Source organism: Acidaminococcus intestini DSM 21505, assembly GCF_000425045.1.
GTDB lineage: Bacteria > Bacillota > Negativicutes > Acidaminococcales > Acidaminococcaceae > Acidaminococcus > Acidaminococcus intestini.
Window position 1 is genome coordinate 25305 of record NZ_AULA01000024.1, and the last position, 14440, is coordinate 39744.

Here is a 14440-nt window from a genome sequence, read left to right on the forward strand (position 1 = left end):
TGAAACAAAAGGGATGGGCCGTTTGCATTTTGCAAAAGCATCTGTTACAATGACTGCAGATGGACGCTTCTTGCGTCCACGGTAACACTGGGGGTGCGCATTCGCTGAGAGGCCCTTTGGCCGACCCTTTGTACCTGATGCGGTTAATACCGACGTAGGAAAGTGTGCCGGCCGGGCTGGAGATGAAAAAAGACCAACCAAGGGACCGCTTTTCTATGGAAAAAGCGGTCTCTTTCTTATTATCTTCAAGGAGGAAATTTTCATGAAAACTCAAAGACAGTCAGCCCTTGCCGGTATCATTACGGAAGAAATGAAGGAAGTCGCACGCCAAGAAGGGCTATCAGCTGAAACAATCCGAGAGCGTGTGGCCAAGGGAACCATTGCCATCTGTGCCAATATCAACCATAAAAACCTCAAGGTCCGCGGTGTTGGGGAAGGGCTTTCGACAAAGGTCAACGCCAATATTGGGACTTCAACGGCCTACCCCGATCCCGCGCCCGAGCTGAAAAAACTGGATGCGGCCATTGCAGCTGGTGCCGATGCGGTCATGGACCTTTCAACGGGCAACAACATCGACGCCTCCCGCCGTGCCATTATCGAGCATTCGACGGTCATGGTCGGCACCGTTCCCATTTATCAAGCCACGGTTACGGCAATCCGAAACCATGGCAAAGTGACGGATATGACGAAAGAAGACATCTTTGAAGTCATCGAGCAGCAGGCCCATGACGGGGCTGACTTCATGACCATGCACTGCGGTCTCACACGCCGTGCCGTGGATATCCTCATTGCCGAAGGACGCGAAATGGATATTGTAAGCCGCGGCGGCTCCTTCATTGCCGGGTGGATGCTCGCCAACAACAAGGAAAATCCTTTTTACGAGCATTTTGATGAAATCCTTGATATCTGTGCCCGCTACGATGTAACCATCAGCTTAGGCGACGGGCTGCGTCCAGGCTGTCTTGCCGATGCAACGGATCGGGCCCAGATCACAGAACTCATCACCCTTGGGGAGCTGACGGATCGTGCCTGGGAAAAAGGCGTCCAGGTCATGGTAGAAGGTCCGGGGCACGTTCCTTACAATCAGATTGCCGCCAACATGCAGCTGCAGAAACGGCTCTGCCACGGGGCGCCTTTCTATGTGCTGGGGCCCCTTGTGACTGATATTGCACCGGGCTACGACCACATTACTTCTGCAATTGGCGGGACCCTCGCAGCTGTCAGCGGAGCCGATTTTCTCTGCTACGTAACTCCGGCTGAACATTTGGGACTGCCTGATCTCAATGACGTTCGTGAAGGGGTTGTCGCCGCCCGCATAGCCGGTCATGCGGCCGATGTTGCCAAGGGCCTCCCCCAGGCAGTGGCCCAAGATCTTGCCATGGCAAAAGCCCGCAAAAAACTAGACTGGGAAGCTCAAATGGAACTTGCCATCGATCCTCAAAAAGCCCGTGCCATCCGCAATGCCAAGAACAAGAGTACGGATGAATACTGCTCCATGTGCGGAGATTACTGTGCTGTCAAGATCATTGGCGAATACCTTGACGATAAGAAAAAGAAAAAACACTGAAGTCCATTGGGAAAAGGCCAATAAGCACCCTACTCCCTTTCCCCAAGACATCAAAAAGGGCTTGCTGAACACTTCCTGTTCGGCAAGCCTTTTTTCATAGGAAAAGTCAGATCTGGCCAATAGCCTTTAAGATGATTTGGGCAATGATGGCAGAACCCAAATAGGTGCCGGCAAATATGACGCAGCTCAAGATAACGATGCGCCACCCTGTCGACTTAAAGGCATCCATATCCTTACCGATGGAAACACCGGCATAGGCAAGGATGAGCGTACAAAGAGAAACAAACCCGACTTTCTTCATATAAAAGTTGATGACATCACTTCCAGGAAACCCCGGATACGTCAATATACAGCCTAACGTCACAACATAGGCAACAGCAGGAATCTTTCCCGGCATATATTTGCCAAGAAGGATCCCCGCCATGGAAATCCCTACAAGGATCAACAGCCCGGGCAGGCCTTCAATCACACCGCCAGCGCCGGAAAGGGCATTGGAAATCGCCCCTTCGATACTCATGAGAAGCAGGATAGCAAAAGTTTCTGCTAAATTATATCCAATCATTATTCTTCCTCCTTCGTGAGTACGTGACCATATTTTACGATACAGCACTTTTTATAGAGGTATTCCGTAAGCGGCAGGGCGAGCCAAATCGACATATAAAGCCCATCGAGGCCAGAGAGCATATTGCTGGCAGCACCAAAAGCAGCCAGCTGGTCTGCCATCTGGGGATACATGACGGCAAGCGCACCGACAGCGGACGACATCATACTTGCACTGCCAACGCCAGATGCCATGGCAAGCGCGTAAGGATGAAAGATTCCAAGGGCAGCGCAGAAACTGGCCATGAGACCAAAGAAAATCGTTCCGAAAACAGTGCCGCTGATATAAACACCCATAACACCGCGACCTTCTGGGGTATCAAGGCCATAGCGCTCACCGACAAGGGCAATATTCGGTTCACGGGCTATGGAATGGGCCGCACCGATGGTTTCCCGCTTGAGTCCAAAGAACACGGCAAGCGGTACCCCGACAAGGACGGTGCCCAAGTTTCCAAATTCCTGTAAAATCAAGGCCGGACTGGCGCTGATGATCTTGGGCAAGGTTGGTCCCACAAGGGTCCCATAGCGGGCCATGAGGAGCATGAGCGTCAGCCCTATCAAGGAACTTGCATCTTCCATTTCCTTTTGCTTCATAATATTAAGGAAGCGCGGCGTCGTAAAGATTCCGATGATGAGGGCATAAAGCATGGGCAGCAGCACAATCTTTCCTGGGCCGACACTGAAGGATTTAACGCCAATCAGTTCCGCAATCACGATCATGAGCATGACACAGACATGCAGTTTGATGTTCTTCATGGTTCCTCCTCGCTGAAATAGCTGTCCAGTTTCTTGATGTAGGCATCCTTGGTGAGGATGGGTTCATAGTGATCCAAAAGAGCTTTGGCTTTTTGGGCATTGTCCGCCAGAAGATCAATGACCATACCGGCAAAAGCCTTGCCAGGCAGAAGCGCTGCCGCGTTAAAGTCGACAACCTTGAAATCGGCGCCGTGAAGGAGCCCGTCCGTTCCCCCAATAAAAGGATGGATAGCGGGCATAAGATGAGAAACGTCTCCCATATCTGTGGAAGCACTGAAATGGCCGGCATTGATGATCTTGACACTGGGGAACGCTTCCTTGGCATTTTCCACCAGAAGTTCATTAAGTGTGGCGTTGCAGACAAGGGGCAGATGACCAGGCATCGTGTCGATGTGGACTTCGGCACCAATAGCCATACCGCCAGCCCGCAGGGCGGCATCGACCTTTTTATGGGTCTTTTCGATGGCCTCCATCGTTTTGGCCCGCACATAGGTTTCAATCCGTACATCATCGGGAACATTATTTACAAGGTCCCCGCCTTTGGTAATGATTGGATGAACGCGAATGGCGTCTTCATCGCGGAATGTCTCCCTGAGGGAATTGATGCCCATAATGCCAAGCATGGCTGCGTTAAGTGCGTTGATGCCCTGATCAGGCGCGTCAGCAGCATGAGCGGAGCGTCCTACATATTGGATGGTCTTACCAACAAATCCGTTGCTGCTCGTACCAACTGCAACCGTCGGTTCCGGCGTTTTCTTGCTGGAATGCATCTGCATGGCCATATCAATATCATCAAATTCGCCTTCGTAGATAAGCTGGCCCTTACCGTGAAGATAGTGGAGCTTACCTTCCCTGCGCAGTTTCTTTCGGTAAGCAAGCTGGACATATTCTTCGGCAGGAACGGCAAAGAAAACGACATTGCCGCAAAGCTCATCAAGCGCATGGGTACGGGCAAGCCCATAAGCGGCGGCGAGCATTGCGGACTGCTGCATATGGTGTCCGCAGGCATGGGCCGCGCCCGTGTCGGGATCAGCCAACGGATGATCCGGGGAACTGATAGCGTCCAGCTCTCCTAAGATGGCAATGGTAGGTCCTGGCTTCCCGCCTTTGAGAAGGCCTTTTACACCCGTAATAGCAAGATGGTTCCGGTAGGGAATCCCCAGTTTATCAAATTGAGCCTCTACCTTTTTTGCCGTCTTGAATTCCTTGAAACCAAACTCAGGTTCCTTGGCCACGCTTTTGGCATAGTCAAAGAGCTCATCGTAAGCGGCATCAATCGCAGCAAAAACCTTTTCTTTCAGTGCAAGCTTATCCGTAGCAATCACTCCTCTGTCCTCTATTTTTTACTTCTCGTTATGTTCCTAGTATACGACCATATACCAGCTTTATCAAATAAAGCTTGTATTTTTAATTAACTTCTTTATTTTGTTTCATATTTTTAATAGAGTACAAAAGTTTTCGCTCACTTTAACAGAAAAAGCACCCTTTTTGCAGAAAACTGCAAAAAGGGTGCTTTTTAACGTCGTCATCAGCCAATAAGAAGCACGGACAGATCGTTGACATTGGTCCCTGTTGGGCCTGTAACAAGAAGGCCATCCGATTTTTCAAGGGCATGGTAGGCATCATTGCGTTCAAGAACGTCGGGAATGGAAAGACCGGCTTCCAAAAGACGGGCTGCCGTCGAACCGTCAGCGTAGCCACCAGCAGCATCGGTCGGTCCATCCGTCCCGTCACTTCCAAAAGAGAAGACCGCCACGTTGGAAAGACCGGCAATCCCGCGAGCAGCAGAAAGCGCAATTTCTTGATTGCGCCCGCCCTTTCCCCGGCCACGAAGATGAACCACCGTTTCCCCGCCAGCCAGAAAAGCCATCTTTTTCCCGCAGCCAGCATATTCACGGCCCATAGCAGCAAGAAAGCTCCCGGCTTCCCGTGCTTCACAATCGAGACTGGACGTTAGGATATGGGTTCGGTAGCCCAGGGCTTCAGCCGCCCTTTTGCCGGCTTTCGCCAGCTCCGTCACACTGCCGGTGACAACCGTTTCAACATGATCAAGGCGCTTAGGGGTTTCCACGGCAAGACAGGCTTCTGCCTCCGGGGAAAGAATGACTTTGTAGCGCTCGATGACCCTTTGAGCATCCTCCCGCGTCGACGTATCAGGATAGGCCGGTCCAGAAGCAATCATATCCAAAGGATCGCCAATAATATCAGAAAGCACAATGGCATACACGTTAGCCGGTGCACAGATCTGAGCAAATTTTCCGCCTTTAACGGCGCTGAAACGCTTGCGGACCGTATTCATGGAAACGATGTCGGCGCCGCTCGATAAAAGATCGGAATTGATTTTCTGCAGTTCCGAAAGCGGAATAAGAGGCTTTTCAAAAAGGGCAGAGCCACCACCGCTGATAAGAAAAAGAACGGTATCATCCTTGCCAAGATCCTTGACCATATCAATGGCACGGGCTGTCGCGGCAACGGAATTGGCATCGAGGACAGGGTGCCCTGCTTCGTAGATTTCAAGGGGCGGCAACGCCCCTTTGGCGTGCTGGTATTTGGTAATGACAATGCCGCCGGAAATGCGGTCCCCCAAAAGAGCAACCGTCGTCTTTGCCATCTGCCAGGCAGCTTTCCCAATGGAAACGACGACAATCCGGCCGCTGCCAAATTTTTTGTTCTTCAAGGCTTTTTCAACGGCCGCATCGGGCAGGGATGCAGCCAGTGCTTTATCCATAATGATCTGGGCATCTTCACGTAACGTCATAGGTCCATCTCCTCATAAATTCAGGTTTCTCCCATTATAGCATGGGAGAAAAAAAGCCAAAAGAAAAAGGCACTCTTTTGGCTGAAAAATTGTTTATTTTTTTTCACGGGGAAGCGTCTCCACGTAAATGCTCCGGCTCGGAAAAGCACAGGATACCCCGTCTTTTGCAAGAACATCCAGGACAAGAAGATTCACTTTTTCACGCACCTTGAGATAAGCGGCATAGTTTGTTTCATACGTATGGCAAATGATAAGGATATTGAGGCTGCTGTCGGCAAGGTCCGTAAAGGCAACGGAAATATCCTGATTGATGATCTGGGGATGGTTTTTCAGGGCTTCCGTCAGGTCCTCAATGAGGGTCTTCATCTGCTCGCTTGTCGTATCGTAGGTCACGCCGACTGTCATTTCAATGCGGCGGCGCTCCCGTACGGAATAATTGACAATGGGCGTTGAAATGATCAGGGAATTAGGAATGTTGACAAGCCCTTGGGCCAAAGTGCGAACATTCGTGCTGCGAAAGGAAATCGATTCAACAGCCCCTTCAATCTCATTGCAGACAATCCAGTCACCAATGCGGAACGGATGATCAAGCATAATGATACAGCAGGCAATGATATTGGAAAGAGAGTCTTTGGCCGCTAGGGAAACGGCAAGGCCGCCAATGGAAAGGCCGGCGACAAAGCCGCTGATATCAAAGCCCCAGAAGCTCACAACGGCAGCTATGCAGAAACAGATGACAAGGATACGCAGGCACATGGAAATAAAGTTTCCCAAGGTTGCGTCAAGACTCCATTTGCCTTTTTTCGTCAAAAAAGAAAAAACATAATTCGTAGAGCTGAAAAAATTGTACCAGACCCAATGGAATGCAATAATGACACAGCTCGCCATGACATGCTGTACAAAGGTTTGGATCCGGGGCACATCAAGGGGGGCTGCCTGGACCATAAGATAAATACCGCCGGAAATGATGGCAAGGCGTCCCGGTTTATAAAGAGCTGTCGCGATATTCTGGTCTGCATCATCAGGCAGTTTATTGAGGATAAAACGAATGACCCGCGTGGATAGGATGCGAAACAGCATATAGATCATGACCGTTACAGCACCAATGACAAAAACGGGGAGCCATTCCTTGATAAAAGTTGGTTCCATGTAGGTCCTCCTTAGGTAGGATGCGATAAGAAGCGCTGAATCTTCTCCTATAGGATAACAAAAAGGTCCTTATCCTTCAACCACGCCCTGTTCCCTTAAGGCAGCAAGAACGGCCTCCACCGTTTCTTTGATGCCGCCCCGAACGGAAATATGGAGATCTGCCGCGGCAAGATACAGGGCATAGCGTTCATCATAAAGCTCTTTGAGGCGATTTTTTGATGCAGAAAGAAGCGGCCGTCCCATCTGGTCCACGGACGATGCGATGGCCTCAAGGGAACGGTCCAGAAAAATGAGGAAGCCCCCATGTTTAAGAAGAGCCACATTCTCGGCCTTTTTGATAACGCCACCGCCGCAGGAAAGAACAATCCCCTCTTTTTGACAAAGTTCCCGCAAGGTCTCTGTTTCCTCCTGGCGAAAGGCTGCCTCGCTTTCCCGAAATAGTTCCTTGATGTCCCGATGGATCCTTTCCCTTAGCCGAACATCACTGTCAAAGAAGGGCCATGCCAGGGTGCGTGCCACTTCTTTTCCAATGGTTGTCTTGCCCGCCCCAGGCATGCCAATGAAGATTATATTTTTCACAAAGGGTTCCTCCTTGATTCATGCACAATTTTCATCATTGGGAAAGAGCCTGTTCCACCTGATACAGTTCATTCTGTCCATCAGGACAAAGGCCCCCCTTTCCCGGCTTTGATTTGACAAATCACGCATCTCACCATAGAATACACTTATTCTTATTTTTTGACAACATAGAAGCATAGAAGCAAAGTAGGAGGGCAAGATATGTCAAGAATAGTAAAGGTACGCAATGTAAAAATCGGTGACGGCATTCCCAAGATCTGCATCCCCATTACGGATACAGATTTTGACGGCGTCAAGAAATCAGTTCGTCTCATTGAAAATTCTCCCCACGATATGGTTGAGTGGCGCGCTGATTTCTATAAAGATCTTGCCGATCCGGAAGTCCGTATCAAACCCATGATGTATCTGAGAAATTCCTTACCTGACGACCCAATCCTATTTACCATCCGGACGAGTGTCGAAATGGGCGTTCTTGAAATCGATACTGCGGACTACGTGACCCTGAACCTTGCCGTCATTGACAGCGGACTCATCGACCTTGTGGACGTGGAACTATCCCGCGGGGATAAGGCCGTGCGCACCGTCGTCGAAGCCGCCCATAAGGCTGGCGTCAAGGTGATTGTCAGCCGTCACAATAACATCAATACACCGGACCGCGATGTCATTGTAGGAAACCTTTGCCAGATGCAGGATCTTGGGGCAGACATCGTGAAATTTGCCGTCACGCCCCGCTCGGAACGGGATGTATTACGCCTTCTTGATGCAACGCTCGCCATGAAAGAAGATCATAACACGACGCCAGTCATTACCATGAGTATGGGGAAATTAGGCGTCATCAGCCGCATCTGCGGCGAAGTATTTGGGTCGGCCGTAACCTTTGGCACGGCTGGGAAAGCCTCTGCCCCAGGCCAGCTTCCAGCTAACCAGCTTTCCATTTACCTCAAGAGCCTCAACTGACAAAAACCAAAAAAGACTGTGAAGAAGCGGAACATCCCGCGTCTGCACAGTCTTTTTTCATTTCTGCAGATGGTCGATGGCCTTTTCAAGCCCTTTTAATGTAAGGGGAAACATGGGCACTTCCTTTGCAATAATGCCCACGGTCCGCATGCTGTAGTCATAATGCCAGAGCTTTTCATGGAGAGGATTGAGCCAGACCATATGAGGAAAGTGCCGCCTTACCATCTGGATCCATTCAAGGCCGGGCTTTTCGTTGCCATGCCAGTCATCGATGTTCCCATCCACGGCAAGAAGCTCATAGGGTCCCATATGGGCATCCCCAATCACAATGACTTTATATTCGCTCTTGATGTTATGAAGGACCGCTTCCGTCGCAATCCGATTGGGCCAGGCGCAGCTGGGGTCACGAAAGAAATTCTCATACCAGCAGTTATGGAAATAGTAGGTCTTAAGATCCTTGAAATGATGGCCTTCGTGAAGTGCTTGAAAAAGACGTGCACAAAGGGTCACATAAGCATCCATGGAGCCTCCGCTGTCCATGAGAAGCAGCAGTTTGGTCTGGTTCTTGCGGGGCTTTTTCATGATAATTTCCAGTTGACCGCCCTTTTTCGTCGTTGCGGCAACGGTCTCCTCCACATCCAGTTCCGTAGCTGGAGTCTCTTCCCGATTGGAGAGGCGTCGCAGCCTGCGCAGGGCAACCTGGAACTGGCGGATCCCAAGCACATGATCATCACGGAAATCACGGAAATGACGCTCCTCGGCCACCTTTAAGGCATGCTCTCCGCCGCGCTGGCCCCTGATGCGGATGCCTTTAGGGGCATAGCCCGAATGGCCAAAGGCCGTAATGCCGCCCGTGCCGATCCATTTACTGCCGCCATGGTGCTCCTCTTTTTGTTCCTTTATCCGCTGGCTCATGATTTCCCGAATCTCCTCAAGGCTCTTGTTTTCCCATAGGAGGCGGGCCGCCTCAAAATCGGGATCCGATAGGGTGAGGGCGTGGGAAAGCCACCGTTCCATCTCTTCCGATAGGTCCGCATGATCTGCCAGACCCTTGAAATAAGCTGCAAAGGCTTGGTCGAAACGGTCGTAATCGGTTTCCCGTTTAACCAAGATGGCCCGTGCCATATGGTAGAACTCCATAAGGCTTTCCTTTTCAAGGCCCAAGCGAAGTCCATCCATGAGGGCCGTCCACTCGACAAGGCCCACAGGCAACCCATAGGCCCGAAGCAGATAGAGAAAATCCGTAAACATATCAGTACCCCACGCGTTTCAAGTCTTCCGTCTTTTTAAGAAGTACGCCGATAAAGGGGATTTCTTCAGATAGGGTCTCCGCATCAATGCCCCCAATGACAAGGGCCCTTACCCAGTCAAGAAGTTCCGAGGTACCGGGTTTCTTGGAAAGGCCGCTTAACTTGCGGAGGTCATAGAACGCCTTGATGGCCGCATTGACCAAGGTCTCCTCCAAGTTGGGGTCATGGGCATGAATGATCTGGCGCATCATGTCCGGATCGGGGAAGGCAATGTAGTGGAAGATGCAACGGCGCAGGAAAGCATCCGGCAGTTCCTTTTCCGCATTGGACGTAATGATGACAATGGGCCTCTTTTTGGTGCGGACCGTCTCCCCCGTTTCGGGAATGTAAAATTCCATGCGGTCCAGTTCCCACAAGAGGTCATTGGGAAATTCCAAGTCCGCCTTATCGATTTCATCAATGAGAAGGACGCTCTGCTGATCTTCGCTAAAAGCCTCGCCCAGCTTGCCCAGATGGATGTATTTTTTGATGTCATCCACTCCCTCGGCACCAAACTGGCTGTCATAAAGACGCTGCACCGTATCATAGACATAGAGTCCGTCCTGAGCCTTCGTTGTAGATTTGATGTTCCAAATGAAAAGCTTCATGCCCAGGCTGTCCGCAATGGACTGGGCCAGCATGGTCTTTCCCGTTCCCGGTTCTCCTTTGATGAGGAGCGGTTTTTGGAGCGCCGCTGCAATGTTGACACTGCGAACGAGCTCTGGCGAGGCAATATACGTATCACTTCCTTGGAATTGTTTCATAAGGTCTCCTTTTCGGGGCCCCTCCTTACAGAGAAGGTCCTTTGTTTTTATATGGTTCCATGATACTTAACTTTTCCTTTTGAAGCAAGGTTTGATCCATAAAAATGCAGCAGAAGGGAGCAAGTCACCTTCTGCTGCATCAGATTGAGTAGGAGGGGAAAACGGAGATGGAGGAGGCGCTTTCCCCAAGAGGGTTTTCTATAAAGGTCTTTATTATTCTTCGTCCATGCCCGGTTTAAAGAAGTCACCGAAAAGTTCTTCGTTGGAAGGCATATCCTTGGCGATTGGCCGAGCAACCCATGTAGTGTTCATATAATGTTTCAGGGTAATGTTCTCTGAAACGATGTTGCCACCCCAAGTGCCGCAGCCCATGGAAGAAGTCGGAGGCATACCGTTCCAGGCAGAGCCAGCGTTGCCGCGGTTGTTCGGCTGACGGACCATGATGCGGGAAACAGGGGCAGCCATGCCCAGGCGATGAATGTGATCATCGCTGAAGGAGTAAATACCGCAGGAGTGACCTTTACCACCTACATTGAAGAGAGCCTGCATCATGGTGAGGGCATTTTCAAATTCGCCTTCATATTTGAAGAGAGCCAGGAGGGTCGTCAGTTTTTCACTGGAGAAGAAGTGTTCCTTGCCAATATCGTTGATGCCGCCGCCCGTTACTGCAATGAACTTGCGGTCTTCAGGGATTTCAAAGCCAGCAGCAAGGGCCAGTTTCTGGGGGCTGATGGCAACGGTGTTCGGCAGACGGTGCCCCGTTTCATCCCACATGACTTTCTTCAGTTTCTCAGCCTCTTCTTCATTGGCAAGGTAAGCGCCTTCAGCCACAAGAGCCTTAACGAAGTCATCATAAATGGATTCATGGATGACGAGGTTACCGTCGCAGGAGCAGCCAGAACCAAAGTCACTGGTCTTGGAAATACGAGTGTTTTCAGCGGCTTCTTTCTGGCGTTCCGGCGTATTGCACGTGTCATCAATGATGACAGTTGCATTGCCGGCACCGGAACCATAGGCAGGCGTCCCGGAAGAATAAGCAGATTTGACCATGGGACGGCCACCCGTTGCAATAACAAGGTCGCAGCGTTCCATGAGGACTTTCGTCAGGTTGATGGACGGGTCCTTGATACCTTGGATGATATCTGCCGGAGCCCCTTCGCGAACAAGGGTCGCGCGGATGATGTCGATGATTTTATTCGTTACGACCTTGGCTCTCGGATGGGGAGAACAGATCATGACGTCACGAGCTTTGATAGCATATACAATCTGACCAGCAGGGGTCAAGCAGGGGTTCGTCGTCGGGACGAGGGAAGCAATGACACCGGCCGGTTTAGCGTATTTCACAAGACCCTTTGCAGGGTTTTCTTCGATAATGCCAACACTAGGCTGACGCAGGCAGTCACGGAGAATCAATTTGATTTTGTTTCTCTTATTTCTCTTCGTTACTTTATCGCCAAGAGAGGTTTCGTCAACGGCTTCGTCACATATCGGAGCCCAGACCTTCATATCGCAGACAGCAGCTGCAACAGCCTGGCAGAGACGGTCAACACGCTGTTGATCGTACGTTGCAATGATATCAAGGGCCGTATGGGCACGGGCAACCATTTCATCGATTTGAGCAATCTGTTCCGGGGTAACTTCTTTTGCCATAAGTAAACGCTCCTTTTTTACTGGGGAAAAACCGTCATAAAGAGGCCTTTCCGAAATTTTCGGTACATCTTATCTGTCTTTAGTATGCCGTAGATAGACAGTAAAGTCCAATACGCGTTTTCTCATCTATTTATAGAGAACTTCTATCAAACTCTTTATATTATTCTGAAAGTTTCTTTCTAAAAGCTCCCTGATAAAGATCTTTTCCGGTTTTTCCATATCCAAGGACCAGCTCTCATGATACAATAAGATGAAAGAAGGTATGAACGAACGAGGTGATTCCATGACCCTACTGCAGCTTCTTTATTTCGAAACCTTGGCCCGGGTCCTTCATTATACCCGCGCTGCGGAAGAACTCCATATTTCCCAGCCCTCCCTTTCCTATTCCATTGCAGAACTGGAAAAGGAACTGGGGGTCAGTCTTTTTAAAAGGGAAAAACGTAAAATTGCCTTAACTCCCTATGGAGAACGCTTCCTTCCCTATGTCAAAAAAACAATGGCCCTATTGGAAGAGGGAAAGGCAACACTGCGTCAGATGAAAGATAAAGCTCCTATGAATATCCGTCTAGGCTATTTTCACTCCATTTCTGCCTCCTTGGTCCCCCCCATCGTGAAAGCTCTTTATGAAGAAAAAGAAAACCAGGATATTCGCTTCCAATTCATGGAAGATACTTCCTACAATATCTGTGAACAACTTAAAAACGGGAAACTGGACCTTGCATTCACAACGGGAAGAGATGAAGCCTTGGATGGCGTCACCATGACCAAGCAGCCACTGTACCTCACAGTCTATCTGGAACATCCTCTTGCCAAAAAAAATTCCGTGACCTTTGCTGATTTTGCCAAAGAACCGATGGTCCTTCTCAACAAGACAAGCAGTCTCCGGGCCCAGCTTGATCAGGCTTTTATCAAGCGATCCATGATTCCCAATATGGTTTTTGAAGTCCAGGAATGCAACACGGCCCTGCAGTATGTAGCCCTGAAGTTTGGCGTGTCCATTCTTCCTGAAGTCCCTGCCATGCAGACGGAACGGGTTGTCGCCATTCCCATCAATGAAAATGAACAGGAGTTCTTCCGTACAGTCTACCTCAGCTGGGACAAAACCCGGCCCCTGTCGCCTGTTGTCAAGAAAGTGCGGAACTGGATTGTGCAGCATTACGCCGCATCGGAGCCGCTGTAATCTACAAAAATAAAAAAGGGGGCTGTGAAATGATAGCCTCATACAAATAGGCCCGTCCGATTCAATTGAACCGGGTGGGCCTATTTGTGGTAGAATTTATGGTTCTTCACGGAAATTTGTGGGGTCATAGACAAATAAATATTGAAAAAGGACATCAAATTTTCCAAAATACAAGGTGGCTAAATCAAAGTAAAGGAGAAATGAGATGTCCTCTATCCGATACATTATTCAAACTGGCCTGTTTTGTCAAAGACCCCGATTACCTCGTTTGGCTCCCTGAGGACCCTTTAGACGATTCCACGGCATGGATGATCACCAGTCAGAAACGTCATACCGATTTTCTCTGCCCTTACTGCGTAAAGCCGATGCATGTCTATAGCGCGTACCGAACCCACCTAAGGACGGTGTCCATGCAGCCGAAGGCCCGGTGCACTGTCCTCTTCGAGGGACACCGCTTCCGGTGTCCTTGCTGTCAGAAAACGGTTACGGAACTCAATCCGTACAGATGTCCTGGAACGAGAATCACCAAACGGGCCTCTGTGTAGATTCCATCGCTGCTCGCCCAGGGACTTACGATTGCCGGAGTGCAGAAGATAACGGGCATCCATTGGAACACGATTCGCCAAGCTGAAGAAAAAGCGAATCGACGGTCTGGCAAACCACGCCAAATGCCCTATTAACACAGGCCGATTGGAAGGGTACAACAACAAGATCAAGGGTACCAAACGGAATGCATATGGGTACAAGAACGACAGATACTTTTTTACCTTGATTCGGCACCTGTCACCTACGTATGATTTGGCATCCCCCAAAATGCGTGAAGAACCGAAAAAAGACACAAAAAAGGGTTCTTTGTCAAATGTTGGGGTGCCCCACAACTAAATCGCCTTTTAGGAACTCGGCAAGGCATTTGCCGAGTTCCTTTTTTGCCAATTCACATAGAGAATCCGGTTCCTAAATCTGTTGAAATCACGCATTCCAAATGCAACTCTCTTAACCGTCTTAATCAGGTTGTTACAGCCTTCTGTGAATCCATTGGAGTATGGCTGGATAATTGCTTGAATAATTGCAGCCTCCCAATCTTTAAAAGATCTTAAAATCCCTTTAAAAGCATCTAAGTTGTAGCCCATTACCATAGCTAACCATTTGTTTAGCTCCCGCTTCGCAGCCAATTCAGTCTTCTGCCTCAAT

Annotated in this window: 14 protein-coding genes and 1 riboswitch; of the genes, 4 read left to right on the plus strand and 10 right to left on the minus strand. The window is 49.8% G+C overall.

The features are described from left to right. The first annotated feature begins 79 nt into the window (after positions 1-79). Positions 80-178: riboswitch (TPP riboswitch) on the plus strand. Positions 179-262: 84 nt separating this feature from the next. Then, on the plus strand, positions 263-1567 hold the full coding sequence (gene thiC, locus H503_RS0108125; RefSeq protein WP_009015123.1) for a phosphomethylpyrimidine synthase ThiC: 1305 nt from the start codon (positions 263-265) through the stop codon (positions 1565-1567). A gap of 106 nt (positions 1568-1673) precedes the next feature. Here the strand turns inward: thiC and H503_RS0108130 are convergent, their stop codons facing one another. From H503_RS0108130 to H503_RS0108155, 6 genes are all read right to left on the minus strand, one after another. Beyond that, on the minus strand, positions 1674-2129 hold the full coding sequence (locus H503_RS0108130) for a LysO family transporter (protein ID WP_014128004.1): 456 nt from the start codon (positions 2127-2129) through the stop codon (positions 1674-1676). Further along, positions 2129-2923: a DUF3100 domain-containing protein gene (locus H503_RS0108135; protein WP_009015125.1), complete on the minus strand. Its 795-nt coding sequence runs from the start codon at positions 2921-2923 to the stop codon at positions 2129-2131. The genes H503_RS0108130 and H503_RS0108135 overlap by 1 nt, the downstream gene beginning before the upstream one ends. Continuing rightward, positions 2920-4248 (minus strand): amidohydrolase, encoded by a 1329-nt coding sequence (locus tag H503_RS0108140; RefSeq protein ID WP_009015126.1) that lies wholly within the window; start codon positions 4246-4248, stop codon positions 2920-2922. Before H503_RS0108140 ends, H503_RS0108135 begins: the two co-directional genes overlap by 4 nt. A 203-nt stretch (positions 4249-4451) precedes the next feature. Next, positions 4452-5681 carry a glycerate kinase type-2 family protein gene (locus H503_RS0108145; RefSeq protein ID WP_009015127.1) on the minus strand — a complete coding sequence of 410 codons (1230 nt, stop codon included), beginning with the start codon at positions 5679-5681 and terminating at the stop codon, positions 4452-4454. A 93-nt stretch (positions 5682-5774) separates the two neighbouring features. Next, on the minus strand, positions 5775-6830 hold the full coding sequence (locus H503_RS0108150) for a mechanosensitive ion channel family protein (RefSeq protein WP_009015128.1): 1056 nt from the start codon (positions 6828-6830) through the stop codon (positions 5775-5777). 69 nt (positions 6831-6899) lie between these two features. Beyond that, positions 6900-7409, minus strand: coding sequence for a shikimate kinase (locus tag H503_RS0108155; RefSeq protein WP_009015129.1), 510 nt, complete (start codon positions 7407-7409; stop codon positions 6900-6902). 201 nt (positions 7410-7610) lie between these two features. Between H503_RS0108155 and aroD the strand changes: the two genes are divergently transcribed. Continuing rightward, on the plus strand, positions 7611-8366 hold the full coding sequence (aroD, locus tag H503_RS0108160; protein ID WP_016459766.1) for a type I 3-dehydroquinate dehydratase: 756 nt from the start codon (positions 7611-7613) through the stop codon (positions 8364-8366). Between the two features lie 57 nt (positions 8367-8423). Here the strand turns inward: aroD and H503_RS0108165 are convergent, their stop codons facing one another. From H503_RS0108165 to H503_RS0108175, 3 genes are all read right to left on the minus strand, one after another. Then, a complete protein-coding gene (locus tag H503_RS0108165; RefSeq protein ID WP_009015131.1) occupies positions 8424-9617 on the minus strand; it encodes a vWA domain-containing protein in 1194 nt (397 codons plus the stop codon). Between the two features lies 1 nt (position 9618). Then, entirely contained in the window at positions 9619-10419 is an 801-nt protein-coding gene (locus H503_RS0108170; RefSeq protein ID WP_009015132.1) for an AAA family ATPase, read from the minus strand. A gap of 213 nt (positions 10420-10632) precedes the next feature. Beyond that, on the minus strand, positions 10633-12126 hold the full coding sequence (locus H503_RS0108175; protein ID WP_226828513.1) for an aldehyde dehydrogenase family protein: 1494 nt from the start codon (positions 12124-12126) through the stop codon (positions 10633-10635). Between the two features lie 226 nt (positions 12127-12352). Between H503_RS0108175 and H503_RS0108185 the strand changes: the two genes are divergently transcribed. Both H503_RS0108185 and H503_RS12975 read left to right on the plus strand, forming a co-directional pair. Beyond that, a complete protein-coding gene (locus H503_RS0108185) occupies positions 12353-13249 on the plus strand; it encodes a LysR family transcriptional regulator (protein ID WP_009015134.1) in 897 nt (298 codons plus the stop codon). Positions 13250-13876: 627 nt separating this feature from the next. Further along, complete coding sequence (locus H503_RS12975; protein WP_420865024.1) at positions 13877-14131, plus strand: transposase; 255 nt, start codon at positions 13877-13879, stop codon at positions 14129-14131. A gap of 8 nt (positions 14132-14139) precedes the next feature. Here H503_RS12975 and H503_RS0108190 read toward each other — a convergent pair. After that, a partial coding sequence (locus H503_RS0108190) for a transposase (RefSeq protein WP_162141339.1) occupies positions 14140-14440 on the minus strand: 301 nt, incomplete at its 5' end.

What these genes read in the sequence shown, in the direction of transcription:
- thiC (WP_009015123.1), top strand. Translation starts at nt 263, where the DNA reads ATGAAAACTCAAAGACAGTCAGCCCTTGCCGGTATCATTACGGAAGAA.
- H503_RS0108130 (WP_014128004.1), bottom strand. Translation starts at nt 2,129, where the DNA reads ATGATTGGATATAATTTAGCAGAAACTTTTGCTATCCTGCTTCTCATG.
- H503_RS0108135 (WP_009015125.1), bottom strand. Translation starts at nt 2,923, where the DNA reads ATGAAGAACATCAAACTGCATGTCTGTGTCATGCTCATGATCGTGATT.
- H503_RS0108145 (WP_009015127.1), bottom strand. Translation starts at nt 5,681, where the DNA reads ATGACGTTACGTGAAGATGCCCAGATCATTATGGATAAAGCACTGGCT.
- H503_RS0108150 (WP_009015128.1), bottom strand. Translation starts at nt 6,830, where the DNA reads ATGGAACCAACTTTTATCAAGGAATGGCTCCCCGTTTTTGTCATTGGT.
- aroD (WP_016459766.1), top strand. Translation starts at nt 7,611, where the DNA reads ATGTCAAGAATAGTAAAGGTACGCAATGTAAAAATCGGTGACGGCATT.
- H503_RS0108165 (WP_009015131.1), bottom strand. Translation starts at nt 9,617, where the DNA reads ATGTTTACGGATTTTCTCTATCTGCTTCGGGCCTATGGGTTGCCTGTG.
- H503_RS0108170 (WP_009015132.1), bottom strand. Translation starts at nt 10,419, where the DNA reads ATGAAACAATTCCAAGGAAGTGATACGTATATTGCCTCGCCAGAGCTC.
- H503_RS0108185 (WP_009015134.1), top strand. Translation starts at nt 12,353, where the DNA reads ATGACCCTACTGCAGCTTCTTTATTTCGAAACCTTGGCCCGGGTCCTT.